Source organism: Neisseria lisongii (assembly GCF_028463985.1).
Taxonomy (GTDB): Bacteria; Pseudomonadota; Gammaproteobacteria; order Burkholderiales; family Neisseriaceae; genus Neisseria; species Neisseria lisongii.
In genome coordinates this window covers 1,325,583-1,351,640 of the sequence record NZ_CP116766.1, presented here as the reverse complement: position 1 = coordinate 1,351,640, position 26,058 = coordinate 1,325,583, and the positions used below count along the sequence as shown (strand labels likewise).

Sequence of the window (26,058 nt, the reverse complement as noted above, 5' to 3'; positions counted from 1 at the left end):
CCTACGCTTGATTTTGTATGGAAAATAGGGTGTTTGGGCTATATCAACTCACTTTGAGGTTTTGATTTGCTCGGATTTTTGTCTGTTTTTGAAATTAACCAGACAACCGTAGAATATACCGCCTAAGTTGCTGAATAAGTATGCAGCCATAGGATTGTTGCTCGGCTGTTTTGTAAACCCACTGAACTTAGTAAATATGAAAATGAATCCAGCTCCGACAAAGGGCAAAAAAACGATACCGACTAAAGACAAAAATCTTTTCGTTTTTTGTTCACTAGTAAGGGAATTAAGAAAGTTATAAATTCTTTGTAACATCCATGGGCATAGAAGGCTCGTTATTAGCCCGGTGAGAAACGATATTATGTTTGCTTGTGGTGTATCGAATGCAGAGAGTAGCCAGCATAAACAGAGAAACACTAGGATTGAAGCCACCATAATTATAGTAAATTCATTTTTAGAAATACTTTCATTACTCATCATTTTTTTCCTTTTAAATTAAGCGACCCGTCGGCAAAGCCGATACGGGCGGGGTAGATAACAGGCGGCAGGCTTGCCGCCGCAGAGGGCTTATTTGCAGAATATATCTGCGAGGCTGCTGTTGTCATCAAGCGATTTCTATTCGGCATTCGGATCATCTGCTTGATAACGGTAGCGGGTGCCGTTGTCGATGAGTTGAATGGTTCTCAGGTAATACTGACCATCTACAGGGCGGCAGGTATATTGGCTGATCTGCTCATGTTTACTGACTTTATTGCCGTCGTTGTTTTGATCCCAAGCCGGTTGGTATTGCCACATCAGTTTCACGGTAACAATCGGCTCGATATTACCGTTGGCAAGGCGCAGCGATTCCCGGCGGATGGAGGCGCTATCGTAATAAAAGGTGGCTCTGCTTTTACTACCTTTCGTGGTGGTATAGCTATGTATTTTCACCAACTTAGCGGCGGCGATGTCGCTGACGGCCAATGCGCCCAGCAGGGCGAATAAGAGGGGGATTTGCTTCATTTTTCTTCCTTTTTTTGACGAAAACCGCATTGTATTTTTTTTTTTTTTTTTTCAATAGGTTATTTTAATTTAATGCTATTTAATTGTTTTTAATGGAAAAATAATGCCTTCAGGGTAAAATGGCTTGAATTTTGGCATTTTTCGGGAAATTTATGGTTTGTTATCAATGGCTTGGAAAAAGTAGGTTTTGCGGCATAAATATGTTTTTTGGGCGGATTGAGGCCGTCTGAAAATCGGGTGGGGTGCGAGCCATCGCACCATATTGAATGAGGATTGAGGAAACAAGGCAAAGCGGTGCGGTAACCCGCACCCTTGTATATCCAACTTCCAGTATCATAACAAGCAACACCCGCCCGGCCGCCACCCGTGCGCACCCAAGGTTCAACAACCGCTGTGTAGCTTAGGGAAGCCGGGCAACCCATCAACACAACCGGACAGTTGCCCGACAACACAACCGAATGCAAGACAGGTTTATGATGAGTACCCAAAACTACGGCGGTATCGACATCGCCAAACGAAACTTCGTTATCGGCATCACGTCTTCCAAAAAGACCAAAACCGAGACCAACAACCAAAAAGGCTTTCTCCACACCATCGAATACCTGAAAAAACATCAGGTCTCACTGGTTGTGATGGAAAGCACCGGCGGACTGGAAATCCCATTGGCCAAAGCACTGCACCGGGCAGGATTCAAAGTCATCATTGCCAATCCCCGTCAGACGCACCAATTCGCACAGTCGCAATCACTCACCAAAACCGATGCGGCCGATGCCAAAATGTTGGCGTTTTACGCACAGGTAATCACACAAAAGCCCGATTGGGAACGGCAGCTCTATACGCCGCCGAGTGAGGCAGAAGAAATCCTCGAAGCCTTAATCAGCCGCCGCACTCAACTGGTTGAAATGCGCAGTGCCGAAAAAAACCGTTTGCAGCAGGTACATGAAACACAGATTCAAAGTGTTGAAGCACTGATCGCACATTTCGACATACTGATTGCTGCTTTGGACAAACAGATCGAAGAACATAACGACACTCATTTTGGCGACAAAAGCAGTCTGCTGCAAAGCATCAAAGGTATCGGTCCGACCACTGCGGCGACCTTATGTGCGATGTTGCCGGAATTGGGCAGAGTATCGCATAAACAGATTGCCGGTTTGGTAGGTGTCGCCCCTTATGTGAAAGAAAGCGGCACAATGAAGTTTAAAAGCCGCTGTTTCGGCGGGCGCAGTGCTGTACGCAAAACGCTGTATATGGCGGCGATGGTGGCGGCACACTACGAACCGAGGATTAAGGACTTCTACCAACGTCTGCGTTTGCGGGGTAAGCCGTACAAAGTGGCGGTAACGGCCTGTATGCGTAAGCTGCTGACGATTCTGAATGCGATGATGCGGGATCGTTTGGCGGCAGTGAGTGCTGTTTGATCATGTTGAAGTATTGCCGGTTTTGTTCAGACCGGCCTTCAGACTAACCGTTTTTGTATTTTTGCCCGACGGGGTGAAAAATACAGTTGCTACTGAAATCAGGTAGGGTGCGAGTAATCGCACCATTGAATGAAGATTGAAGCAATAAAGCAAAGCGGTGCGGTAACCCGCACCCTACGGCAGAATACCGTTTTAGCTGCGCAGAAACTCGCTACGCTCATTTTCAGACGGCCTGACGTTAGCCCTGAAAAGCCATGCGGGGGGTGGGGATTCGCTATATAATAGCGGTCGTTTGACTATGCGGAAGCTACTGATGAATATTGCCGATTTTGATTTTGAATTGCCTGATGAATTGATTGCCCAATATCCGCCAGAAGTGCGGGGCAGCAGCCGTTTGCTGGTGGCCTTGCCGTCGCTTCCGATTCGGGATGCGGCGTTTGCCGATGTTGCCGATTATGTGGCGGCGGGCGATGTGTTGGTGTTTAACAATACCAAGGTGATGAAGGCACGCTTATTCGGGCAGAAGGCAAGCGGCGGTAAAATCGAGGCGTTGATTGAGCGGGTGTTGGACGAGCATACGGCGCTGGCGCATATCCGTTCGTCCAAGTCGCCGAAACCGGGGACGGAGCTGATTTTTGAGGGCGGCGTGCAGGCGGTGATGCTGGAGCGGGCGGGGGAACTGTTTTGCCTGCGTTTTGCGGGCAGCGAATCGGTGTATCGTTTGTTGGAGGAAAACGGCCGCCTTCCGCTACCGCCTTATATCGAGCGTGCCGCCGATGATGAGGACGACAGCCGTTATCAGACGGTGTATGCCAAATATCAGGGGGCGGTGGCTGCGCCGACGGCGGGTCTGCATTTTACTGAGGAACTGCTGGCGAAGCTGGCGGCAAAAGGCGTGGAAATGGCGGAGGTAACGCTGCATGTCGGTGCGGGAACATTCCAGCCGGTGCGGGTGGAGAATATTGCCGACCATAAAATGCACAGCGAATGGTTTGATGTGCCGCAGTCGGTGGTGGACAAAATCGAGGCGGCGCAGAGTCGGGGAAACAAAATCTGGGCAGTCGGAACAACATCCATGCGTGCCTTGGAATCCGCCGCCCGTGCCGAAGGCCGTCTGAAAGCGGGGCAGGGCGATACGGATATTTTTATCACGCCGGGCTACCGTTTCAAAGTGGTTGATCGTTTGATTACCAATTTCCACTTGCCGAAATCCACGCTGCTGATGCTGGTCAGCGCATTATCGGGCATGGAACACATCCGCAACGTTTACCGCCATGCGGTCGAACAGCAATACCGTTTCTTCAGCTATGGCGATGCGATGATTTTGGGCAGGGCGGAAGAATAAGGTTGCCCGTTTTTGTATAGTTAAAATACCGAATTTTTCATACAAAAGCAGGCGAAGATTGTGGTTAGCGAGGCACGGGCGTAACCCAACAAAATCTTATGTTTCAAGGTATTTGCAATCGTGTTGAGCCTCGACCCAACCTACGCCCGTTCTCTTTATTAAGTGAATTAACTATAGTGAATTCACCAAAAAATATTACAACCCAAGTGAACCACCCTTCCCCTAACCCCTTCCCGCCAGCGGGACGGGGAATCGTGTGTAGCGTGCTTGCCTAAGCAGGCACGTGTTCTTAAATTCCACATCAATGCCGTCTGAAAACGAGGGTAACGAGTTTCTGCGAAGCTAAAATTAGATTTTCAGACGGCTTTGACTATAGTAAATCAACCGAAAAAATATGACGCTACAACGAGCCACCCTTCCCCTAGCCCCTTCCCGCCAGCGGGACGGGGAACAAAGTGCCGGTGGACCAACTTAGCTTGCCAATTTGTACAGAAAATTTGGTGTTTTAACTATATAGTAAATCAACCCAATTTCTAGTACATTCCAAACCCAACACGCCCGTCATTCCGACGAAAGTCGGAATCCATTTCGGCGGTTTAGGTAACTGTTTTTTCTTTATGGTTTCTGAATCTGACAGATAGATTCCGACTTTCGTCGGAATGACGAGTGTATTTGGAAATTGTATGGATTTTTAAGTGGATTGACTATAAAACTCACAGAACAGGTGCGTGCTTTGGCTCGCACCCTACAAGTATCGGATTTAAATTGTATGGATTATTAAGTGGATTGACTATATATAACCAAGGCCGTCTGAAAATCGGATTTTAGCTTCGCAGAAACTCGTTACCCTCGTTTTCAGACGGCCTTGGTTTATCAGGCGATGGCCGAATCAGCGTTTGATACCGCTCAGGCGGGCCCAGCCGTCTTCGGTTTGGGCGGGCTGCATGTCGAACCATTGGGCGTAGATGTCGCTCAGTTCGGTGATTTGTTCGTCCAACAGGCCGGAGAGGACGATGCGGCCTCCGGTTTTGGTGCGGTTGGCGAGCATTTCGCCGAGCATACGCAGCGGGTTGGCGAGAATGTTGGCGACGACGACATCGAATTGGCCTTCGGGCAGGCTGTCGGGCAGGTGGAATTGTGCGGCGACGTTGTTTTGGGCGGCGTTGTCGTTGCTGGCACGGATGGCCTGTTCGTCAATATCGACACCGACGGCGGAACCTGCGCCGAGTTTGAGGGCGGCGATGGCGAGAATGCCGGAACCGCAGCCGTAGTCTAAAACGCTTTCGCCGCCTTTAAGCTCGTTGTCCAGCCATTGCAGGCAGAGGCGGGTGGTCGGGTGGCTTCCGGTGCCGAAGGCGAGGCCGGGGTCGAGTTGGAGATTGACGGCATCGGCATCGGGTACTTCGTGCCATGAGGGGGTAATCCACAGGCGGTCGGAGATTTGGATCGGGTCAAACTGGGCTTGGGTCAGGCGTACCCAATCTTGTTCTTCGAGAATTTCGCTGTGGCAGGGAAGTTCGCCCAATCCGCAGGCTGCGGCGGCTTGGCGGACGATGGCGGCGGCATCGTCTTCGCCGCCGAAAAGGGCGATAACTTTGCTTTGTTGCCAGATTTGTTCGGTCGGCATACCCGGTTCGCCGAAAATCGCCTGTTCGTTTTCCGTGCCGGCGTAAGCGTCTTCGATGGCGGCGGAGAGTGCGCCGTGTTCCATCAGGGCATCGGCAAGGCGTTCGGCAACGGTGTCGTTGACGGGGATGGTAATTTGTTGGTAAGACATGGGGAGGGGGCTTTCTTAGGAATGAGCCGTCTGAAAAGTCGATTTTAGCTGCGCAGAAACTCGCTACGCTTGTTTTCAGACGGCGTATCGTAAATACACTGAATTATTCATACGGCTTTTAAACAGGGCGTAGGTCGGGTCGAGACCCGACACGATTGTAAATACTTTAAAACATAAGGTTTTGTTGGGTTACGCTCGTGCCTCGCTAACCACAACCTACGCCTGCTTTTGTATGGAAAATCCGGTGTTTTAACGATAAAACCAAACACGAACATTTATTTGCTGTCGGTTTGCTGTGTATCAAAGCATGTTGCAGCTATCGGGAACAATCATGCTGCTGTTTGCGTTTTTCCAGCCACTGTTCGAGATAGTGAATGCTGACACCGCCTTGCTCGAAGCCCGGATCGGCAAACAGGTCGCGGTGCAGGGCGGTATTGGTTTTGATGCCGGTTACCGCCAGTTCGGCAAGGGCGACACGCATTTTTGCCATGGCTTGTGTGCGGGTTTTGCCGAGTACGCAGATTTTACCGATCAGGCTGTCGTAGTGCGGCGGAATGCGGTAGCCTTGGTAGATGTGGCTGTCTACACGCACGCCTAAACCGCCCGGCAGGTGGCAGCTTTCAATCAGACCCGGACTCGGAATAAAGTTGTACGGGTCTTCGGCGTTGATACGGCATTCAAAGGCATGGCCTTGGATTTTGATGTCGTCCTGCGTGTACGGCAGCGGCTCGCCGCCGGCAATGCGGATTTGTTCCTGAACGATGTCCACGCCGGTAATCAGCTCGGTAACGGGATGTTCTACTTGAACACGGGTGTTCATTTCGATAAAGAAAAATTCGCCGTTTTCATACAGAAATTCGAATGTACCCGCACCACGGTAGCCGATACGTTTGCAGGCATCGGCGCAGGCTTCGCCGATTTTGCGGCGTTCTTCCTCGGTAATGCCCGGTGCAGGCGCTTCTTCGATTACTTTCTGATGGCGGCGCTGCATCGAGCAGTCCCGCTCGGCCAGATAAAGCGCATTGCCGTGTTCGTCGGCCAAGACTTGGATTTCGATATGGCGCGGGCGTTGCAGATAGCGTTCCATATACACCATCGGATTGCCGAATGCGGCACCGGCTTCAGCCTTGGTCATTTCCACTGATTTGAGCAGGTCTTCTTTTTTCTCGACCACACGCATACCCCGACCGCCGCCGCCGCCGGAGGCTTTGATAATCACCGGATAACCGACTTTATCGGCAGTTTTCAGAATCTCATCGGGATTGTCGGACAATGCACCGTCCGAACCCGGCACGCAAGGCACGCCCGCTTCAATCATCGCATGTTTGGCCGACACTTTGTCGCCCATCAGACGGATGGTATCGGCTTTCGGACCGATAAAGATAAAGCCGGACTGCTCGACCTGTTCGGCAAAATTGGCGTTTTCCGCCAAAAAGCCGTAGCCGGGGTGAATCGCATCGGCACCGGTTACTTCGGCAGCAGCAATCAGCGCCGGAATATTCAGATAACTTTGCGCCGAAGCGGCAGGGCCGATGCAGACCGATTCGTCCGCCAGCTTGACGTGCAGGCTGTCTTTATCCGCTTCGGAATGCACGGCAACGGTGGCAATGCCCATTTCCCGACAGGCACGCAAAACACGCAGGGCGATTTCGCCCCGATTGGCGATTAATACTTTTTTCAACATAATCTTTTCCTGTTTTACAGAGAAAACAATGTCCGGACGGCCCGCTTGAGGCCGTCTGAAAACGGGATTATTCGATGATGAACAGCGGCTCGCCGTATTCCACAGGCGTACCGTTTTCGACCAGAATTTCTTTAACCACGCCGGATTTTTCCGCTTCGATTTCGTTCATCAGCTTCATCGCTTCGATGATGCACAAAGTGTCGCCCGCCTTAACGGTTTGGCCGACTTCCACAAATGCCGGCGCATTCGGGCCGGGCGCACGGTAGAACGTGCCGACCATCGGCGATTTTTGCGCACTGCTCAAATCGGCAGCCGGTGCAGCCGCAGGAGCAGCAGGGGTTGCCGCAGCAGCAGGCGCAGCGGCGGGAGCAGCCGGTAAGGAAACCGGAGCGGCAGAATAAACCGGCTGCGGCGCAGCGATGGTGCGGGTAATGCGGACTTTTTCTTCGCCCTCGGTAACTTCAATCTCGGCAATGCCTGATTCTTCAACCAAATCAATCAGTTTTTTCAGTTTACGCAGATCCATTTTGATTCCTTCTTACAGGCCGGATAAAACAGGCCGTAGGTGTTATTAAGATAAAGTTGTTGAGACGCAGATGAGCAACGGCAAAAAATGCGGCAGGCGGTATTTTTATTCGGATTTTGTCGCAACAACCCGATTACCGCAGCGCAATATGCAGCCGTTTGATTGGCTTATTTTCCCGAACTTGCCGCCAAATGTCTAGCAAAATGTGCAAAAAAGGCTGTTTTGGTCGCCAATGTGCAGAAACGCTGAAAGGCAGCGGAACGGGATAGAAAACTGAGTATCTATTCTAATTGATTGCTTTGGAAGCAGATTATGCCGTCTGAAAAGCAGTTTGAGATTGAAAAATAGCAAACGGCATCGTTGTAGAAAAGGAAAAGTTTAGGTGAAAAGCCGAGCTTGCAGACTCGGCTTTATATATTTAGGGGCTGTTCTAGTTATCTAGGACAGCCCCTTTCATTTTTCTTTATTCAGAATAAACAGCTTTTACCTCAAATCCTTAATCCTAAAAATACATTATTCCCCTTCTTAATGATTCCCGTTTTTCAGGAGATAATTGTTGATATTCTTGGTGAGAAAATAAGTTTTCTAAACAGTTTATATTTCCTGGTAATATATAATTGCGATAACGTTTGACAGAATGGTCAAAGTAGCTGTACTTAATATCTTTTCCTTTTGTCAGGCGTTGGCATTCTTGTTGAGCAAGAAGTTCAAATTTTTTGAAATATTCTTCAGATTTTTTCTTTTCATTTTGTGTATTTTGTAGCTTATATTTAGCTTTCTCATAATTTTTTTGTCTTTCATCTAACAATTTTTCTTTGTCATGCAGTTTTTTTATAATTTTTTCTTTTAAATTTTTTATTTCTCTATCATATGATAGTAAAGATTCTTTTTGATGTTCTTTGTGTTCTTGTGCGGTACGCGCTACTTCATGACATACAGTTTGATATTGTGGAAAATGGTGGTAGCTTGACGTGCCATTGATACTTGGTGGGACAATAAAATCACCTGCATAGACTGATTGACATTCAGAATAAGAGCTATATTTGGTAGCTAGCATTTTTTTCTTTAATTCCGGAATCGATTGTATTTGTGATTTCAAACTTTGTATTTCGGAATTTAGCGATGCAATTTTTTTGCTATATTGATCTTTGTTAGATTCATATTTTTCTTGTTCTACTAATAAAGAAGGAATGCTATTAGACAGGGAATTAAATCTACTGCTATAATCTTGATAATTATTGAATATTTCCCAAGCCCGCTTTAGGCTGGTTGGGCTTAAATCAATTTGATCTTCTAATGTAGGGTAATCACTTTTATATCGGCGTTTGATATTTTTCATAGACTCAATGACCGCTTTAGTTGATTGAGGATCTTTGCCTTGTGTCCATCGATCAATATCATCAAGAACGCCAAATGCCAACCCTAAAACTGCAAAGGGAGCGGCAATAGTATCAGTAACGACATCTCCAGCGGTAACATTGTTTTGCTTCATAGAAGCACACCCGTTTAATAAAAACAGGCTGGCTAAGGTTAATAATGTCTTTTTCAGCATAAAAAACTCCTCTAAAGAAATATTGATATTGAAATATAATAAATTATTTTTTATTTCCAATCAATGTGTTCAATTTGTTCTGTTGAGTGTTTGAAAAATATTGTTGGGAGATTAAAAATTTCGGACTAATGGACATTTGAGATGATAAAAATCGCTGAAAGCACCGAATTATGGTACTTTCAGCGATTCTTTACCAATAAATACAAAAAATGCCCCTTTTGCCTCAAAAACACCCTGGTCAAAAACGGCCGTAAAAACGGCAGGCAAAGATATAAATGTTCCCAATGCAAACGGTATCGCCCACAGAATGAAAGACCGGATAACCGGCTTTTACTGTACCAATATATCCATCACAAACAAACCTGTTCCCATCTGGCACAACACCATCACTGCCGCATCAAAACCATCCGCCGTCGCATCAGATAGGCTTCGCTGATTCACTCCCGTCTTCCCCATCCGGTTGCCAACATCGTAATGAATACAACTTATTTCGGACGCAGCTTCGGCGTTACCGTATTTATGAACAGTTTGGACGGCAGCATCGTCCATATCAGCTATGTCCGACATGAAATACTTGCCCATTACCACCAAGGTTTATGTTCCATTATCGACAAAGGCATCCATATTCAAAGCATTATTGCAGACGGCTTTAAAGGTATTACGGCTCTGTTTCCCGATATACCGTTCCAATTGTGTCAGTTCCACCAACAACAAACCATACGCCGCTATCTGACTTCAAAACCGAAATCGGCCGCTTCCCGGGCGTTAAAACGACTGAGCGACAATATCTTTTATACAGATGCAGTTGCTTTCAAACAGGCATTGGAGGGTTGGGACGAAACATACCGGGATTATTTGTTTGGTGAATTAAAGATTAAAATCCGCTGTTATCCGGGACTGGGGATTGAAGGGAAGAAGCTGTTTATTGAGAACTTTTTAGGTATTTCGGAATAGGAAAAGGGATGAGAAATCATCCCTTTTGTCCATTAGGAGCTAAGTTCTCTGAAAATCATCCCAAATGTCCATTAGTCCATAATTTCATATTACTCAGCCAGCTCGGCAAATTTTGCCCAATTTGCTGCGACATACCCGGCTGCAGCAGCGAGGTCGGTGTCGGCGGTTTCGTAGTAGTCGCCGTCCAGCTCTTCAAATTCGGGGAATTGTTTGCGGATTTCGTCCAAAGGCGTGCCGTTTTCGGACAGTTTTTCAATATCGCCGCCGTGTTTCTGATACAGGGATTTGGCTTGGTCGAGGATTTTCGGCGTGGGTTTGATCCGCCAGCGGCGCAGGCTGTCGGCAAGAGGGTTGTTGAAAATGTATTCGCCGTAGCCTTCGGCAATCAGTTGCACAAAACCGCCTTCCTGCACTTGGCTGTCGAGATAGCAGTAGGCGGTGAGGGTGTGCTGTTCGTCGTTCAGACACGCCATATCGGTATCGCCGAGGCGCTCGGTGTGTTCGAGACAGGCGGCGCTGAGGGTGTAGAGAAATTCGGCGGGGTCTTGGCGGGGAAAGTCTTGCAGGGTGAGTAACATGATGATAGGCCGTCTGAAAATGGGGGAATGGGGATTATATCGTTGGGCGGGGTGATTTGCTATCGTGAATTCACTTTTAAATTGAATTTATTATATTGGAATAACTGGAAAAGTATCGGAATTCAGGAGCAGCCTCTTCCCTGTACACCCTAAATATCGTTTACATCACTCAGGTTGTTGATGCCACTGTCTGGCTGTCCCTATTTTTCCTTCACGCTCGTCAAATTAAGCCAGAAAGTGGAAACGGTAATAAGTAAATCCACCAAATTTAAATAACATCCCTAAGCAATTCATCCGCAGACATCACTATAGTTAAAACACCGAATTTTCTGTACAAATCGGCAAGCTAATGGCAGTCGGAATATGTGGTGTCCACCTGCACTCTGTTCCCCTTCTCGCTGGCGGGAAGGGGCTAGGGGAAGGGTGGCTCGCTGTGGTGTCATATTTTTTCAGTTGATTTACTATATATAATACTTTTTCGGCTAATTTACGATAGACGGTTTATTGCTTATCTGATTGGTATAGAAAATTTGGGATTCAAACTATAAATCTGAAATAAACCGGACAATAAAAAACCCGCTGATTCAGCGGGTTTGTGTGTTTTAGCCTTTGCGTGCAGGCAGTTTTTCTTTAATGCGGGCGGCTTTACCGGTCAGGCCGCGCAGGTAGTACAGTTTCGCACGGCGAACGTCACCGCGGCGTTTTACTTCGATTTTTTCTACGTTAGGAGAGTACAGTTGGAATGTACGCTCAACGCCTTCGCCGCTGGAAATTTTGCGTACGATGAAGTTGCTGTTCAGGCCACGGTTGCGGCGGGCGATTACTACGCCTTCGTAGGCTTGCAGACGGCTGCGGCTGCCTTCGACTACGCGTACGGATACGACTACGGTGTCGCCCGGGGCGAATTCAGGGATTTCTTTGTTCAGGCGAGCGATTTCTTCTTGCTCTAACTGTTGAATCAGATTCATGTTTTTTCCTAAGTTATGATTGGATTTCCCGTTGCTCTTGCAGAATTTCCTGTAAGAGGCGGGATTCCTTTGGGATTAAACGACGCTTTTCCAGTAAATCCGGTCGGCGTTCCAAGGTGCGTTGCAGCGATTGTTTCAACCGCCACTCGGCAATCAAGCCATGGTTTCCGGAGCGTAATACTTCGGGTACGCCCATGCCTTGAAATTCTAAAGGTTTGGTGTAATGCGGGCAGTCCAACAGGCCGTCTGAAAACGAGTCCTGCTCGGCGGAGCGGATATCGCCCAATACGCCGGGAATCAGCCGCAATACGGCATCCATCAGCATCATGGCGGGCAGTTCGCCGCCGGAGACGACAAAGTCGCCCATGCTGATTTCTTCGTCCACGCTGCTTTGCAGTAGGCGTTCGTCAATGCCTTCGTAGCGTCCGCACAGCAGAATCAGATGTGGCAGTTGCGCCAATTCTTGTGCTTTCTGCTGATTGAAAAGCCGCCCCTGCGGGCTAAGATAAATTACTCTGGCTTTTTCTGCTGAGGCGTTTTTGGCAGCTTCAACCGCTTTCTGCAGGGGCGGTGCCATCATAATCATGCCGGGACCGCCGCCGAAAGGGCGGTCGTCAATATAGCCGAGTTTGTTGTCGGCAAACTGACGGGGGTTGATGCTTTGAAACCGCCACAAATTCTGTTTGTTTGCACGACCGGTTACGCCATGTCCGGTAATGCTGTCAAACATTTCCGGAAACAGGGTAATGGCTTGAATCAACATCAGTAATCCAAATCCCAGTCTGCGGTGATGGTATGGTTGCCGGTATCGACGTTTTCGATGTATTGGGAAACGAACGGAATCAGCTTCTGTCCGTATTCGCCTTCTACGACCAAAACATCGTTGGCACCGGTTTCCATCAGGTTTTTCACTGTGCCTAAGACGATACCCGATTTGTTGCTGACAGTCATACCGACCAAATCGGCCCAGTAATATTCGTCTTCTTCGGTCGGGGCAAATGATTCCCGTGGGATTTCAATGGTATAACCGCGCAGGGAAAATGCCTGATCACGGTCGTCGATGCCTTCAAATTTAACTTGAAGTTCATCGCCCATTACTTTGCCTGCTTCCAAAACAACGGTCAGGGTTTTGCCGTCTTTGCGCAGTTGCCACTCAGGGTAGTCCAAGAGGCTGTCGCTGTATTCGGTATTGGCGGCAATTTTCAGCCAGCCTTTGATGCCGAATACGCCTTTAATGTAGCCCATGGCTACCCATTGTTGAGTGTCAGTCATCATGCAAAATCAATTAAGCAGCAACTTTTTGCTCTTTGATCAGTTTGGCAACGGCATCGCTCACTTGCGCACCTTGGGCGATCCAGTGGTTCAGGCGGTCGGCTTGGAAGCGTACGCGTTCTTGTTTTTCGTTGGCAACAGGATTGTAGAAACCGACACGCTCGATGAAGCGGCCGTCGCGGCGGTTGCGTGAATCAGTTACGATAACGTTGTAGAAAGGGCGGTGTTTTGAACCACCACGGGCCAAGCGGATAACTACCATTTTTTGTCCTTCGATAAATTCGGATATATAGAAACTGCCTATTTTAGGATAATTTGTGGTTTTTGTGCAAGTTTTTTTGTGGGAAGTTGTGTCTGTCGGCGGTTTCGTCCGGCAAAAGCCGCAGCTTGGCCTGATAAAGCTGTTTGTCTTCGGCGGACGGGGTGAGCGTAAAGCCTGATTTTTCAGCAAGTTTCAGCATGGCGGTGTTGCTTTTCAGGATTTCGGCACTCATACTCTTGTAGCCTTGTTGTGTTGCTAAAAGGATAATCCGCCGCATCATTTCGGCGGACAAACCGCTGCTGCGCATTTTTTCGGCAACGGTGATGCCGAATTCGCATTCGTCCCGGGTCAGGCGGCTGAAACGGCTGACGGCGGCGATGCCGTCTGAATTTTCGGCGATATATGCACCTTCGGCGTGATAGTCAAGGCGGCTGAAACGTGCCAGCGTGGCGGGCGGTAGCTCGTTGATGGCAGCCATAAAGCGGGTTTGGCGGGATTCGGGCGGCAGTTTGCGGATAAACTGCTGTTTGGCGGCCGCATCTTCGGGGCGGAACGGACGGATAAATACGGTTTTTCCGTCGGTGGTTTGCCAGTTGCCGCTGTCTGCGGGATAGGGCGCGCGGACGTTTTGTATGCCGACAGGTTTGGGCGGTGCCGCGGGTTTGTGGGACAGCAGTTCGGCTGCGCTTTCGCTGGTTTGGCGGATAAATTCGGTAGCGCTGTTGATGTTGAAACTGCGGAAAATTTCGGCGGCGGTCGGGCGTTGGGCAGTTTTGAGTTTGGCGGCGGCTTTGTTTTTAAAGTGGATATTGCTGACCGTTTGACCGTTGCCGAAACAGAGGCTGATGTTGCCGAAATCGTCGGCGGTTTCTGTCAATGCCGACAGGCTGTGGAGAAACTGGTTGATTTCTTGGGAAAATTCGACGATGTCGGCGGTTTGGGCGAGAAATTGGGCATCCAAACTGCTGAACGGCGGCAGCACGGCGGCCGTTTTGCCTTGGTAAACGGCGCTGACCGTCCAACCGTAATGTGGGTGGACGAAGGCGGTCAGGCGTACGGCTTCGTGCCGGCACTGGTTTTGGCATTTGGGCAGATGCAGCGCCTGCACCAGTTTGGACGGACTGCTGCTCTCAATTGCTTGGCGGACGGCCTGAGGGTCGGGTGTTTTCAGATTATCGGCGGCGGGCGGTGCGGTTTGTTGCTGCTCCTGCTGCAGTTGTGCCACCGTATTGGCCAGTGAAAGCGCCTGCAATGCCTGTTCGGGATGGGAGAAGTGCAGCAGGCCGTCTGAAAACCGGCTGCTGATAAGCAGGGGTTTGTCGGACGTGCGGGCAAGGTTTTTTAAAACCCGGCTGACGGCGGTTTCGTGATGTTCGCTGTCGGCGGCAATCACGGCGAGCAGAGCTTGGCAGTCGGGTTTTTGCAGCTGTTCGACGGCGGCGCTGCGGTAGGCCGAGGCGGTGGCGTAAGTGCCGAGATTGCCTTGGTTGAGGCGGGGTTTGCGGGTCGGTAATTGCAGGCGGACGGCGTATTTTTCGGCGGTTGGCTGCAGCCATGCGGCCGGAGTGTTGGCCAATGCGGTCAGCTGCTGCACGGGCTTGAGTTCCGCCAGATAGGCGTGCAGAGTGCTTTCGAGGTGTTCGGGGGTAAACACGGGCAGGAAATTATTGTGGCGTGCCAAGCAGTTTAATACGGCTTTTTCGGTTTTGTCGGCGGCGTGGGTGCAATACAGGATAACGGGCGTGTGGCGGGCGAAGTAGCGCACGGCGCTGAACAGTTTGCGGGGGTTTTCGAGGGTGTTGTAGTGAATAACGGCGACACGGGTGTGGCGGTTGTGGCCGAAGCGGTTGAGCCAGTCGGCGGCGCTGACGGGCGTGAGGGCGAAATTCAGGCTGATATGGCGGGAAAGCCCCTGTTTCATACGCCGAAGCATTTGGGTTACTTCGTGGCTGACGGCATCGTCGCCGCTGAGAAAGGCGACGTGTCCGGCCGGATAATCGTCTTGAATACCGGCATTCAGCCCTTGGGTGGGCAGTTGGAAACCGGCGGGATTGCAGACGCTGATGCTTAATTCTTCGCCGTGGTATTTTTTAATCAGCTGGCGGGCGGTGCGCCATGCCTCTTCGGGCAGGGTCGGCCAGTCTTGAATCAGAATAATGTGGTGAAGCTGTTTTTTGCGGCAGGCTTTAAACAGGGCTTCGTAGCTGTCGGGCGGGGTAACGGCAATCACCAAATCGGCGCCTTCGGGAATGTGGGCGGGCGAAGTGTAGGCTCTGATACCGGCGACAAATCTGTGGCGCAGATTGACCGGCGTGATGGTGCCGTCAAACGGCGAACCGAGCAGCGAGGTGAGAATCTGTTCGCCGAGACTGTCGGCACGTTCGCTGGCACCGACCAAAACGATGTGTTTGGGGGTGAAGAAATAACCGGGCATGGCTTGAGGCATGTTGTTTCTCCGTTGGCGTTTTGGTTTTATTGTCGGTAAGGTGGCAAACTGTTTTATATTTTTATATAAAGATAAACGCAGGCCGTCTGAAAATGGGTGTGTGGATTTTCAGACGGCCTGTGGTGCCGTTAGGCCGGTTTTTTGCGGACTTTGTCGGCGGCTTTGGCTTTGGGCAGGCTGAAGCGGATACGCAGGCCGTTGGGCTGCACGTTTTCGGCGCTGATTTGCCCTTGGTGCTGGCCAATAATGTGCTGGGTCAGTGCCAGCCCCAAGCCCGTGCCGGGTTTGTTGGCGCTGGAATCGGCACGGTAAAACGCCGTGAAAATGTGTGGCAGCTGGGCTTCGCTCACGCCGGGGCCGTTGTCGGTTACGTCCACCAGCCAGAGTTTGCCTTCTTGGCGGATATGCACGCTGATGGTGCTTCCTTCGGGGCTGTAATTCATGGCATTGCGGATTACGTTGTCGAATGCACGGTAAAGATAGCTTTCATTGGCGCAGACGGTGGCGTTTGCCGGAATTTTGGCCTCGGTTTCCAATACAACCTGCTGGCGGTTTTGCACGGCGATGCTTTGGCTGTCTTCAATCAGGTTTTCTAAAAACGGAATCAGCTTGAGCGGCTCTTTTTCTAGCGGAATATTAGACGTTTCCAGTCGGGACAGGGTCAGCAGCTCGCCGACCAGCGTGTCCATGCGGGTCAGCTCGCCTTCCAAACGTTTGATGTATTGTTCCTGCTTGTGCGGCTGGGTCTGAATTAAGCCGAGGATTGCCTGCATTCGTGCCAGCGGCGAGCGCATTTCGTGGGAAACGTGGTGCAGCAGGTGGCGTTCTTTGGCAACCAGTTTTTCCAGTTTTTCCGCCATTTGGTCGAATTGTCCGGCAAGCTGCGCCAATTCGTCGCCCCGATTGCCGACTTCGGCAGCAATGCGGGTTTCCAGATCGCCGTTGGCGACACGGTTCATGCCCCGGCCGAGTATGCGTATCGGCTTGGTGATGTTGTTGGCCAGAATATAGGCCATAAACAGCCCGACCAGAATGATAAACGACAGAATGATAAATTCATGCCAAATCGGTGCCAGCGGCAGGCCGGGGATAAACAGCGGGCTGGGTAGGCGCTTGGCTTGGCGGTTGTCCCAGCCTTTGATGAAAAACAGGTATTCTTCGCCGAAGCGGTCGTATTCGATATGCACCAGCTCGGATTTGGGGTTTTCCATTGCAAACGAACGCGCCCGCTCGATGGTTTTATTGTCTATCGTGCGGGCAAGAATGTCTTTGCGTTCGTCGCCGGCAATGACGAATACGACATTGGACACGGGATTGTCTTTCCATTCGATCAGGATTTCCCGTGCGCCGCTGTCGCCCCGCGAACGGAAAGCGGTAATCATGCTGTTCATCAGCGCCGTTTCGATGGTGCGGCGCTGTTTGAACTGATTCTCCGCCAAGGTGCTTTGTACCAGCCAGAAAGAAAAACTCGCCACAAAAATCGCACAGATAATGACCGCGCAAAATGTGGCGAAGATGTGTTGGAACAATCTCATCGCATCAGCCGGTGCTTAGTTTTTGACAAACAGATAACCTAAGCCGCGGACGGTCTGAATCAGCGAGGCATCGCCCAGCTTGTGGCGGATGCTGGAAATATGCACGTCGATGCTGCGGTCGAATTTTGCCAGCTTGCGGTCGAGCGCTTCGAGCGACAGGGTTTCTTTGCTGACCACTTGTCCGGCATGGCGCATCAACACTTCCAGCAGGTTGAATTCGGTGCTGGTCAATTCGAGCGGTTTGTCGCCGATGGTTGCCTGACGTTTGGCCGGGTAAAGCACCACATCGCTGACGGCAATGCTGTTGGGCGTGCCGCCCTGTTCGCTGCTTTGTTGAGCCCGGCGCAGAATGGCGTTGATACGGGCCAAGAGTTCGCGCGGAGTGCAGGGTTTCGGTACATAATCGTCGGCACCCATTTCCAAACCGATAATGCGGTCGATGTCGTCGCCTTTGGCGGTAAGCATAATCACCGGAATGGTGCTTTGGCTGCGGACGTTTTTCAACACGTCCAAGCCGTTCATTTTCGGCATCATGGAATCCAGCACGACTACGTCGTATTGGCCGGACAGGATTTCCTGAACACCGGCTTCGCCGTCGGATACGCTGTGTACGTTCAGACCTTCGGCGGTCAGGTATTCGGTGAGTAATTCGGTCAATAAAGCGTCATCATCTACCAATAATACTCGGCTCATGATTCTTTCCTTTTCGTGGTTGTATGGTGAAACAGCCGGTCAGATGCGCTGATGTGGCCTGACTGTTGTGTTTCACAATATGCGGCCGCAGGGCGGCGGCGAAATTCGGATAAATGCCATCTTAACATGCAATGGTGTTTTTTTGATAGTTTCTTATCAGCGGTATTTTCGCTTTTTTGCAATGGCGGGGCTTGGCTTTACATTTTAGATTGATAAAAACCGTTTGCTCGGTCTGTACTGTACGGTGAAGTGTTTATTTAGATAAAACAAAGGGTTTAGCCGTCTGAAAATTTACTTTGCCGATTTTCAGACGGCCTATTTTCCGGTTTTGCAGGGTTTGGTGGTCGGATGTTTGGGTTGGCTGATAAAGGTTTGGCAGGCGTTCAGGATTTCGCCCAACAGCGGGCGGTAAACCGGCAGGCGGTCGATTTTTCCGGTGTAAAACGGCATCATATACGGATAATAGCGGTAGATTTTTGCCAGCCATTCCCGACCCTGAACAGTGTCGCCTTGGCGGTATTGGTACAGCCCGACCTGATAGGCAGTGGCATACGGGCGGTAGCTCAGGGAACGGATTGCGGTTGCCGCCGCCCAGTCCGGCAGGAAGGCATCACTCGGATCGGCACGGCGGGAGAGGGCGAGTTCGGCATAATAACGCAGCATGGCGTTTTCGGCGGCAATGCGGCGCAGCCCTTCGATTTGCGTTTGATTTTGCTGCGGCGAAGACTGTTTGCTGATACGGGCGTAACCGGTCAGTTGGTAATAATCGTAAGTGGTGCGGGCAATGCCGCCGAGCAGACACAAAGCGAAAACGGCAGCCGTTGCACGGCGCAGCAGGTTTGGCGGCAGGGTTTCGGCGGTGCGGGCGGGGGCGAGGGCGAAAAAGAGGGCAAAAGGCGTGAGGAAATAGAAATACCACAAGGGATATTCCAGCATACTGTGGCACAGGGAAACGGCAATCAGTGCCAGTGCAAAAAACGAGGCGTTGCCGCACGGACGGCGCAGCAGGGCGAATGCACCGGCAAGCAGGGTTGCGCCGACCAATAATGTTCCCGCCAGCCCCATTTCGGCCAGCAGTTGCAAAACCAAATTATGCGAATGGGTAAACAGTACATTGAGGATATTGTTGCTGAATTGTTGGGTTTGGGCGTGAAGTTCGAAACCGGCGGCGGCATAGCCGTTCCAGCCGTGGCCGAAGAGCGGGGCGTTTTTGAATGCGAGCCATGCTTTGAGCCATTCGGTTTGGCGTGCCGAACCTTCAAAACTGCTGTTGGCGGCACGTTCGAGTGCGGTTTCGTAAGGCGTGTCGGACAGCCATTCCAACAGCGGCCCGGCTGCATATTGGCACAGGGCGGCGGCAAACAGGGCGAGTGCGAAAATAATCACGCTGCGGTTGGCGGCTTTGCCCAACCAAATCCGCCACAGCGGCAATAACATGCCGACGGCAATCAGATAGCCCAAAATGGTGCGTGAATTGACCAAGCCCAAAACGGCGGCCAATGCAAACATCAGCAGGCAGCCGAACCAAGGGTTCAGCCGTTTTTCCGACCACAAATAGGCGCAGGCAAGCAGCCCCCACATCAAATAATGGCCGAGATGGTTGCGCTGACCGAGCTGGCCGTTGATATTGTCGCGGCCGCTGTAGGCAATAATGCCTTTAAGCCAGTCGGCGTTTGCCCAGCCTTTAAACTGCATAAACGCCACCGTTGCCTGCAGTAATGCACCAATCAGCAGCGCCCACGCCAAAGCGGCGGCGATTTCCGTCTGTCCGTAACGTTTGACCCAACCCTGCAACGACCATTGGGCGGCGGCGAGGATGATAAAGCCCCAAACCACAATGTCGCTCATGCCCGGATAAGTTAGATTCATCAAGCGTGCCTGCAGCCACCAGTATGCCGCCAGAATCACTAGGCCGACGGCGGTTTGCGGCAGACGGACATTGAGCAGGCCTTTGGCGGCACTCAGCAACAGCAGGCACACTGCGCCCAGCAGCGAGGCGGTTTCGAGATAAAAACTGGATAAAGGGCCGACACGGTAAAGCGAGAGAAACGGGGCAACGGCAATCCAGCCGAAACACAGATAAAGCGGCAGCAAATCACGGCTGCAGCGCTCGGCGAGGCCGTCTGAAAAGCGGGAAAACATTTATGCTCTCTGTTTGGACTGTTTAACGAAAATCAGGCAGGAGGCGAAAAATACCGTGCAGAGCAAAACGGCGGCAGCGGCGCAGAGACGGCTGGTGGTTTGCGCATCGAAAATCCGCATCACGGCTTCGGCGAAATAAATCAGAATCAGCATCGAGCTGTATTGATAAGTGTAGATTTTGCCTTTGAGAATACCCGGCAGCGGCAGACACAACACCAAGGCTTTCAATGCCAGCCACGAACCGCCGCTGCGCAGCGGCGAAAGCCAGAGTTCCCACGACAGGCTGAGGGCAATCAGTGCAATCAGGCTGGCGCAGGCGGAAAAATAAGACCAATGGCGGAGGGTGTCGGGTTTCATAGTGCTGGAGTATCGGAATGGTGGGAAACAGGCCGTCTGAAAATGCGGTCTCGGCGATGATGGAAATCGCATTTTCAGACGGCCTATAGTGAATTCACTATATATGGTAAAAATATGGCTGTGATCACTCGGTATCACTGTCTTCCCTGCTTTCTTCCAGTTCCCGAACACGGACGCTGATAAAGCGGCTGAACCAGATACCGGCTTCGTAAAGCGCAATCAGCGGCACGGCGAGCAGGATTTGCGAAATCACATCAGGCGGGGTAATCACGGCGGCGACGATAAAGGCACCGACCACCACATACGGGCGGGCGGCTTTGAGCTGTTTCACGTCCACAATGCCCATGCGTGCCAGTAAGACCACCACAACCGGTACTTCAAAAGTCGTGCCGAAGGCGACAAACATACCCAAGATAAACGACAGGTATTTGTCGATGTCGGTCGCCATGTTCACACCGACCGGCGTTACGCCCGCTAAAAATTTGAAGATAACGGGGAACACCAGATAATAGGCAAACGCCATGCCGGTAAAAAACAGCAGGAAGCTGGATAAAACCAGCGGCGTAATCAGGCGTTTTTCGTTTTGGTAGAGCGCCGGTGCGACAAATGCCCAAATCTGATACAGCGTGTGCGGCAGCGACAGCAGGAATGCCGCCATCAGGGTTACTTTGACCGGCACGAAAAACGGGGCGATTACATCGGTGGCAATCATGCTGGTGTCGGCCGGAAGATTGGCCATCAGCGGCTCGGCGGCAAACGAATAAAGCTGCTGGGAAAAAGGCATCAGTGCGATAAAGCAGAGCAGGGTCGCGCCGACGATCCACATCATGCGGCGGCGCAGTTCCAGCAGGTGTTCGATTAAAGGCTGGGTAACTTGTTCGTTGGAAGGTTCAGACACCGTTTACTCACTTTTTGCGGACACGAAGTTTGGGTTGCGGACGGAATCTCGGGCGTGCGTCCCGTTTGCGGCGCAGCGCCTGCTGGCGCAGAGACGGCGTATGCAGTCCTGACGAAACCGCAGCAGTGCTTGGGATTTCTGCATAGCTGACTTCCTGAACGTTGCGGCTGCCGCCGCCGAGCAGGTATTGTTTCCACGCCTGATCGCCGTCGTCTGCGGCGGCTGGAGGGGCAATCGGCTGGCCGTTTTCATCTGTCGGCACTTCAGGCGTTTCAGCAGCGGCGGTATCGATTGTATCGGCCGTATCGGCGGCGGTATCCATGCCGAAATCGGCGGGCGTACGCTGCTCGGGCAGGCGTTCCCACGGTTTGAGGCCGTCTGAAATCTCGCCGAGGCTGCTGTTGAGGCCGTCGCCGGTATCTTTAAGCTGCGTTTGGAAGGCTTGGGTGGCCTGTTCGAATTCCTGTTTTGCCTGCCGCAACTCGTCCAATTCCGCCTGTACGCTCAATTCCTGTTTGACACTGCTGACCAGACGCTGCAGTTTCCCGACCAGATTGCCCGCCATACGGGCGGCTTTGGGCAGCCGCTCCGGACCTAAGACAATCAGGGCGATAACGCCGGTCAGCAGAAGTTCGCTTAATCCAAAATCAAACATGGAAATCAGGCTTTGTCTTCGTCTTTTTTATGTTCGATTACGTCGTCTTTTTTGGCGTTTGGAGCATCGGTGCCTTCGTTGAGGCCTTGTTTGAAATCATGTACTGCGCCGCCTAAGTCTTTGCCGACATTGCGTAGTTTTTTGGTACCGAACACCAATACGACAATAATCAGAACGATAATCCAATGCCAGAGGGAAAAGCTGCCCATAATGGTTTCCTTTGTTTAGGTGAAATAAATGTGAATACGGTTTGCACTGAGGCTGCGTTATGCCGGTGTACCCATAATGTGGATATGCAGGTGGAACACTTCCTGCCCGCCGCCTTTGCCGGTGTTGATTAAGGTTTTGAAACCGTTGCTCAGACCTGCTTCTGCGGCGATTTGCGGCACTTTGAGCATCATTTTGCCGAGCAGGGTTTGGTGTTCGGCTTGGGCGTGCGCCAGCGAGTCGAAATGGATTTTGGGAATCAGCAGCAGGTGTACCGGTGCTGCCGGATTGATGTCTTTGAAACACAGCATGTCGCTGTCTTCATATACTTTTGCCGACGGGATTTCGCCGGCGGCGATTTTGCAGAAAATGCAGTTGTTCATAGTGGCTTCCGAATCGTTTTTGGTATGTGGTGGGACTTCGGTAGAATAGGCATGATTGTAATACAGTTTCAGCGTTCTGTGCGAGCGGCTTTTTCGGCCAGCCCCGACAAACCTTGGCGGCGGGCGAGTTCGCTGACGACATCTTCGACACGCAAACCGTGGTGTGCCAGCAAGACCATGCTGTGAAACCAAAGGTCGGCGGTTTCGTAAATCAGGTGGGCGGGGTCGTTGTCTTTGGAGGCCATCAATACTTCGCCGGCTTCTTCGATGACTTTTTTCAGGATTTTGTCGCCGCCTTTGTGTAGCAGTTGGGCAACATAAGAGGTGTCAGGGTTTTGGCCTTTGCGTGAATCAATCACGTTTTGGATTTCGCTTAAAATGTTTTCGTTCATGGTTTTGGGGCTTGGAAAATGGGGTAAGGCCGTCTGAAAAACTGTTTTGGCGGAACCTACGGTTTTAGTTGCGCAGAAACTCGCTTTGCTCGTTTTCAGACGGCATGGGTTTAAGGGTGTTTGCCGCCGTAAATATCCGCTTCGTTTTTCAAAACAGGGTCGGCGGTATGCCATGCGCCGTTTTGCCATATTTTGTAGAAGCAGCTTTCCCGGCCGGTGTGGCAGGCGATGCCGCCGTTTTGTTCGATCAGCATAACAACAGCGTCGCCGTCGCAGTCGAGCCGTAGTTCGTGTACTTTTTGGGTGTGGCCGGATTCTTCGCCTTTGAGCCACTGTTTTTGGCGGGAGCGGCTGTAATAATGGGCAAAACCGGTTTCGGCGGTTTTCTGCAGGGCTTCGGCGTTCATCCATGCGACCATCAATACCCGTTTGCTTTGCCAATCTTGGGCGATGGCGCAAACCAGTCCTTTTTCGTCAAATTTCACGCCTTGCAGGATTGTTTCAATCGACATTTTGTTGCTTTCTTATATTGGATAGGGGAGGCCGTCTGAAAATGTGGTTTGCCCGTTTTAGCGAAACCTGCGGTTTTCAGACGGCCTGTTGGTTAGCCGAACAGTGCCAGAACTACGGCGACCAAGGTCATGACAAATAAAATTTTGCGCAGGGTTTCCTGCTTGAGCTTGATGGCGGTTTTCACGCCGAGTCTGGCACCGATGGCGCTGCAGACGGCCAGCACCAGCCCGACATCCCACATCACTTGTCCCCGTGAGATGAAGATGGCCAGCGCCACCAGCGTAAAGCCGAGCGTGCAGCAGACTTTGAGGGCGTTGGCACGGACAAGGTCGTAGCGCAGCAGGCCGGCGAGAACGGGGAGCAGGATAAAGCCGGTGGCCGCCTGCACAAAACCGCCGTACATGCCGACAACAATCAGTGCCAATCGGGCATTGGGACGGTCGGCAACCCGGACGGGTTCGACACCGTGGGCGTGTACCAGCAGGTTGGGGTTGAAGGCAACCAAGGCGGCAACGCCGAGCATGGTCAGCAGCAGCAGCGGTTTCAATACGGCAACGGGGGCAAACGAGGCGCACAATGCGCCAATCAGGCCGCCGACCATGGTCGGCCAGATGATGGCGGGCAAATCCTCGGTCGGTAGGCGTTTGGCTTTATGGAAACCGAACACGCCGGAAACCGACTGCATGAATACGCCGACACGGTTGGTGCCGTTGGCGATGTCGGCGGGAATGCCGAACACCATCAATACCGGCAAAATCAGGTTCGAGCCGCCGCCCGCCATCATATTGATGACACCGGCAACCAAGCCGAGTGCGCCGATCAGCAGGTATTGGCCTAAATTTAAATCGAGTTCCATGATTGCGTTCTCTTGATTTTCAGACGGCCTGCATTACAGCCGGACTTCGATACCCGCCGCCTGCATGGCGGCTTTGGCTTCGTGTATGCTGACTTCGCCGAAATGGAAAATGCTGGCGGCCAACACGGCATCCGCCTTGCCTTCCCGAATGCCGTCAATCAGGTGCTGCACGTTGCCGACCCCGCCGGAAGCAATCACGGGAATATCCACGGCTTCGCTGACGGCACGGGTCAGCGGGAGGTTGAAGCCTGCTTTGGTGCCGTCCCGATCCATCGAGGTAAGCAGGATTTCGCCTGCGCCCCGCCGCTGCATTTCCACCGCCCATTCGACAGCGTCCAAGCCGGTCGGGCTGCGGCCGCCGTGGGTGAAGATTTCCCAGCGGGTGTTTTCGGGATTGACTGCTTTGGCATCAATCGCCACCACAATCGCCTGCGAGCCGAAAAAGCCGCTGGCTTCATTGACTAAATCGGGATTGGTTACGGCGGCGGTGTTGATGCTGGCTTTGTCGGCACCGGCGTTGAGCAGGCGGCGCACATCGGCCACCGAGCGTACGCCGCCGCCGACGGTCAGCGGAATAAAGACTTGCGAGGCGACTTCTTCGATGACGTGCAAAATGGTGTCTCGGTTGTCGGACGAGGCGGTGATGTCGAGAAACGTCAGTTCGTCCGCCCCTTCGTCGTTGTAGCGTTTGGCAACGTCAACCGGATTACCCGCATCGCGCAGGCCGAGAAAATTCACGCCTTTGACGACACGGCCGTTATTAACGTCCAAACAGGGAATAATGCGTTTTGCCAATGCCATATCGGGTTTCCTGTGGTTGAAATCAGGCCGTCTGAAAACGGGTTAGCGGGCGGCCAGCGTATCGGCAAGCTGCTGGGCTTCGGCAAAGTCAATGCTGCCTTCGTAAATAGCCCGGCCGGTAATCGCACCCTGCACGCCGCTGTGTTCGACGGCACACAATGCCCGAATGTCGTCCAGATTGGTCAGTCCGCCGGAAGCAATCACCGGAATGGCGACCGATTCCGCCAGTTTGACGGTGGCTTCGATGTTCACGCCGCTCATCATGCCGTCGCGGCCGATGTCGGTGTAGATGATGCTGTTTACGCCGTCGTCTTCAAAACGTTTTGCCAAATCAATAACATGATGTTCGGTAACCGTAGCCCAGCCGTCGATGGCGACCATGCCGTCTTTGGCATCCAAGCCGACAATAATCCGGTCGGGGAATGCCTGACAGGCTTCTCGGACGAATGCCGGATTTTTCACCGCCGCCGTGCCGATAATCACATCGGTCAGCCCCAAATCCAGATATTTTTCGATAGTTGCCAAATCACGGATACCGCCGCCCAACTGCACGGGGATGTCTTTGGCAACTTCGGCAAGAATCTCTTTAATCGCCGGAAAATTTTTCGGCTCGCCGGCAAAAGCGCCGTTGAGATCGACCAAATGCAGGCGGCGTGCGCCCTGTTTGAACCAGTGGGCGGCGGTTTGCGCCGGTGTGTCGGAAAATACGGTGGCCTGATCCATCAGACCCTGTTTCAGGCGGACGCATTGTCCGTCTTTCAAATCGATTGCCGGAATGAGCAGCATGGTTGGTTTCCTGTGGTAAATGGTGTTTGCGAGGCCGTCTGAAATTTCAGCAA

General features: G+C 51.7%; 29 protein-coding genes. 4 read left to right on the top strand and 25 right to left on the bottom strand.

Features of this window, described 5'->3' with window-relative positions:
• Positions 1 to 48 precede the first annotated feature (48 nt).
• Positions 49 to 480, bottom strand: a complete 432-nt coding sequence (locus PJU73_RS06180) for a hypothetical protein (protein ID WP_237091946.1) — start codon at positions 478 to 480, stop codon at positions 49 to 51.
• Positions 481 to 615: 135 nt separating this feature from the next.
• Positions 616 to 1,002, bottom strand: a complete 387-nt coding sequence (locus PJU73_RS06175; RefSeq protein WP_237091947.1) for a hypothetical protein — start codon at positions 1,000 to 1,002, stop codon at positions 616 to 618.
• A 458-nt stretch (positions 1,003 to 1,460) separates the two neighbouring features.
• Between PJU73_RS06175 and PJU73_RS06170 the strand changes: the two genes are divergently transcribed.
• Positions 1,461 to 2,423, top strand: a complete 963-nt coding sequence (locus PJU73_RS06170; protein ID WP_443094072.1) for an IS110 family RNA-guided transposase — start codon at positions 1,461 to 1,463, stop codon at positions 2,421 to 2,423.
• 313 nt (positions 2,424 to 2,736) lie between these two features.
• The gene (gene queA / locus PJU73_RS06165; RefSeq protein WP_237092010.1) at positions 2,737 to 3,768 is read left to right on the top strand and encodes a tRNA preQ1(34) S-adenosylmethionine ribosyltransferase-isomerase QueA; all 1,032 of its coding nucleotides are present in this window, start codon (positions 2,737 to 2,739) and stop codon (positions 3,766 to 3,768) included.
• 889 nt (positions 3,769 to 4,657) lie between these two features.
• Here the strand turns inward: queA and prmA are convergent.
• The 4 genes from prmA to PJU73_RS06145 all read right to left on the bottom strand — a co-directional run bounded on the left by prmA (position 4,658) and on the right by PJU73_RS06145 (position 9,307).
• Positions 4,658 to 5,545, bottom strand: coding sequence for a 50S ribosomal protein L11 methyltransferase (gene prmA / locus PJU73_RS06160; RefSeq protein ID WP_237092011.1), 888 nt, complete (start codon positions 5,543 to 5,545; stop codon positions 4,658 to 4,660).
• A 316-nt stretch (positions 5,546 to 5,861) separates the two neighbouring features.
• Positions 5,862 to 7,229, bottom strand: coding sequence for an acetyl-CoA carboxylase biotin carboxylase subunit (gene accC / locus PJU73_RS06155; RefSeq protein ID WP_237092012.1), 1,368 nt, complete (start codon positions 7,227 to 7,229; stop codon positions 5,862 to 5,864).
• Positions 7,230 to 7,296: 67 nt separating this feature from the next.
• Entirely contained in the window at positions 7,297 to 7,755 is a 459-nt protein-coding gene (gene accB, locus PJU73_RS06150) for an acetyl-CoA carboxylase biotin carboxyl carrier protein (protein WP_237092013.1), read from the bottom strand.
• 502 nt (positions 7,756 to 8,257) lie between these two features.
• Complete coding sequence (locus tag PJU73_RS06145; RefSeq protein ID WP_237092014.1) at positions 8,258 to 9,307, bottom strand: hypothetical protein; 1,050 nt, start codon at positions 9,305 to 9,307, stop codon at positions 8,258 to 8,260.
• Between the two features lie 141 nt (positions 9,308 to 9,448).
• On the opposite strand from PJU73_RS06145, the gene PJU73_RS09655 reads away from it, so the two are divergent.
• Positions 9,449 to 9,733: a transposase-like zinc-binding domain-containing protein gene (locus PJU73_RS09655; protein ID WP_443094071.1), complete on the top strand. Its 285-nt coding sequence runs from the start codon at positions 9,449 to 9,451 to the stop codon at positions 9,731 to 9,733.
• A 48-nt stretch (positions 9,734 to 9,781) separates the two neighbouring features.
• A complete protein-coding gene (locus PJU73_RS06140) occupies positions 9,782 to 10,261 on the top strand; it encodes a hypothetical protein (RefSeq protein ID WP_272606689.1) in 480 nt (159 codons plus the stop codon).
• A gap of 89 nt (positions 10,262 to 10,350) precedes the next feature.
• Here PJU73_RS06140 and PJU73_RS06135 read toward each other — a convergent pair whose 3' ends face one another.
• The 19 genes from PJU73_RS06135 to hisA all read right to left on the bottom strand — a co-directional run bounded on the left by PJU73_RS06135 (position 10,351) and on the right by hisA (position 26,005).
• Positions 10,351 to 10,839: a DMP19 family protein gene (locus tag PJU73_RS06135; RefSeq protein ID WP_272606688.1), complete on the bottom strand. Its 489-nt coding sequence runs from the start codon at positions 10,837 to 10,839 to the stop codon at positions 10,351 to 10,353.
• A 602-nt stretch (positions 10,840 to 11,441) separates the two neighbouring features.
• A complete protein-coding gene (gene rplS, locus PJU73_RS06130; RefSeq protein ID WP_237091736.1) occupies positions 11,442 to 11,807 on the bottom strand; it encodes a 50S ribosomal protein L19 in 366 nt (121 codons plus the stop codon).
• A 13-nt stretch (positions 11,808 to 11,820) separates the two neighbouring features.
• Complete coding sequence (trmD, locus tag PJU73_RS06125; RefSeq protein ID WP_237091737.1) at positions 11,821 to 12,570, bottom strand: tRNA (guanosine(37)-N1)-methyltransferase TrmD; 750 nt, start codon at positions 12,568 to 12,570, stop codon at positions 11,821 to 11,823.
• Positions 12,570 to 13,079 (bottom strand): ribosome maturation factor RimM, encoded by a 510-nt coding sequence (gene rimM, locus PJU73_RS06120; protein WP_237091768.1) that lies wholly within the window; start codon positions 13,077 to 13,079, stop codon positions 12,570 to 12,572. The genes trmD and rimM overlap by 1 nt, the downstream gene beginning before the upstream one ends.
• Positions 13,080 to 13,092: 13 nt before the next feature.
• Positions 13,093 to 13,341, bottom strand: a complete 249-nt coding sequence (gene rpsP, locus PJU73_RS06115) for a 30S ribosomal protein S16 (protein WP_237091738.1) — start codon at positions 13,339 to 13,341, stop codon at positions 13,093 to 13,095.
• Positions 13,342 to 13,384: 43 nt separating this feature from the next.
• On the bottom strand, positions 13,385 to 15,787 hold the full coding sequence (locus PJU73_RS06110) for a bifunctional acetate--CoA ligase family protein/GNAT family N-acetyltransferase (RefSeq protein ID WP_237091739.1): 2,403 nt from the start codon (positions 15,785 to 15,787) through the stop codon (positions 13,385 to 13,387).
• Between the two features lie 128 nt (positions 15,788 to 15,915).
• Positions 15,916 to 17,322, bottom strand: coding sequence for a sensor histidine kinase (locus tag PJU73_RS06105; RefSeq protein ID WP_237091740.1), 1,407 nt, complete (start codon positions 17,320 to 17,322; stop codon positions 15,916 to 15,918).
• Between the two features lie 15 nt (positions 17,323 to 17,337).
• A complete protein-coding gene (locus tag PJU73_RS06100; protein WP_237091741.1) occupies positions 17,338 to 18,015 on the bottom strand; it encodes a response regulator transcription factor in 678 nt (225 codons plus the stop codon).
• A gap of 315 nt (positions 18,016 to 18,330) precedes the next feature.
• Positions 18,331 to 20,157 (bottom strand): PglL family O-oligosaccharyltransferase, encoded by a 1,827-nt coding sequence (locus PJU73_RS06095; protein WP_237091742.1) that lies wholly within the window; start codon positions 20,155 to 20,157, stop codon positions 18,331 to 18,333.
• Positions 20,158 to 20,514 carry a DUF2069 domain-containing protein gene (locus PJU73_RS06090; RefSeq protein WP_237091743.1) on the bottom strand — a complete coding sequence of 119 codons (357 nt, stop codon included), beginning with the start codon at positions 20,512 to 20,514 and terminating at the stop codon, positions 20,158 to 20,160.
• Between the two features lie 124 nt (positions 20,515 to 20,638).
• Entirely contained in the window at positions 20,639 to 21,412 is a 774-nt protein-coding gene (tatC, locus tag PJU73_RS06085) for a twin-arginine translocase subunit TatC (RefSeq protein ID WP_237091744.1), read from the bottom strand.
• Positions 21,413 to 21,419: 7 nt separating this feature from the next.
• Positions 21,420 to 22,067 carry a Sec-independent protein translocase protein TatB gene (gene tatB / locus PJU73_RS06080; protein ID WP_237091745.1) on the bottom strand — a complete coding sequence of 216 codons (648 nt, stop codon included), beginning with the start codon at positions 22,065 to 22,067 and terminating at the stop codon, positions 21,420 to 21,422.
• 5 nt (positions 22,068 to 22,072) lie between these two features.
• Positions 22,073 to 22,276 carry a Sec-independent protein translocase subunit TatA gene (gene tatA / locus PJU73_RS06075; protein ID WP_237091746.1) on the bottom strand — a complete coding sequence of 68 codons (204 nt, stop codon included), beginning with the start codon at positions 22,274 to 22,276 and terminating at the stop codon, positions 22,073 to 22,075.
• A gap of 57 nt (positions 22,277 to 22,333) precedes the next feature.
• The gene (locus PJU73_RS06070; protein ID WP_237091747.1) at positions 22,334 to 22,657 is read right to left on the bottom strand and encodes a histidine triad nucleotide-binding protein; all 324 of its coding nucleotides are present in this window, start codon (positions 22,655 to 22,657) and stop codon (positions 22,334 to 22,336) included.
• A gap of 68 nt (positions 22,658 to 22,725) precedes the next feature.
• The gene (locus PJU73_RS06065) at positions 22,726 to 23,049 is read right to left on the bottom strand and encodes a phosphoribosyl-ATP diphosphatase (RefSeq protein ID WP_237091748.1); all 324 of its coding nucleotides are present in this window, start codon (positions 23,047 to 23,049) and stop codon (positions 22,726 to 22,728) included.
• 110 nt (positions 23,050 to 23,159) lie between these two features.
• Positions 23,160 to 23,561, bottom strand: coding sequence for a phosphoribosyl-AMP cyclohydrolase (gene hisI / locus PJU73_RS06060; RefSeq protein ID WP_237091749.1), 402 nt, complete (start codon positions 23,559 to 23,561; stop codon positions 23,160 to 23,162).
• A 92-nt stretch (positions 23,562 to 23,653) separates the two neighbouring features.
• A complete protein-coding gene (locus PJU73_RS06055) occupies positions 23,654 to 24,418 on the bottom strand; it encodes a sulfite exporter TauE/SafE family protein (protein ID WP_237091750.1) in 765 nt (254 codons plus the stop codon).
• Between the two features lie 33 nt (positions 24,419 to 24,451).
• The gene (hisF, locus tag PJU73_RS06050) at positions 24,452 to 25,219 is read right to left on the bottom strand and encodes an imidazole glycerol phosphate synthase subunit HisF (RefSeq protein WP_237091751.1); all 768 of its coding nucleotides are present in this window, start codon (positions 25,217 to 25,219) and stop codon (positions 24,452 to 24,454) included.
• A 42-nt stretch (positions 25,220 to 25,261) separates the two neighbouring features.
• Positions 25,262 to 26,005 (bottom strand): 1-(5-phosphoribosyl)-5-[(5-phosphoribosylamino)methylideneamino]imidazole-4-carboxamide isomerase, encoded by a 744-nt coding sequence (gene hisA, locus PJU73_RS06045; protein ID WP_237091752.1) that lies wholly within the window; start codon positions 26,003 to 26,005, stop codon positions 25,262 to 25,264.
• Between the last annotated feature and the right edge of the window lie 53 nt (positions 26,006 to 26,058).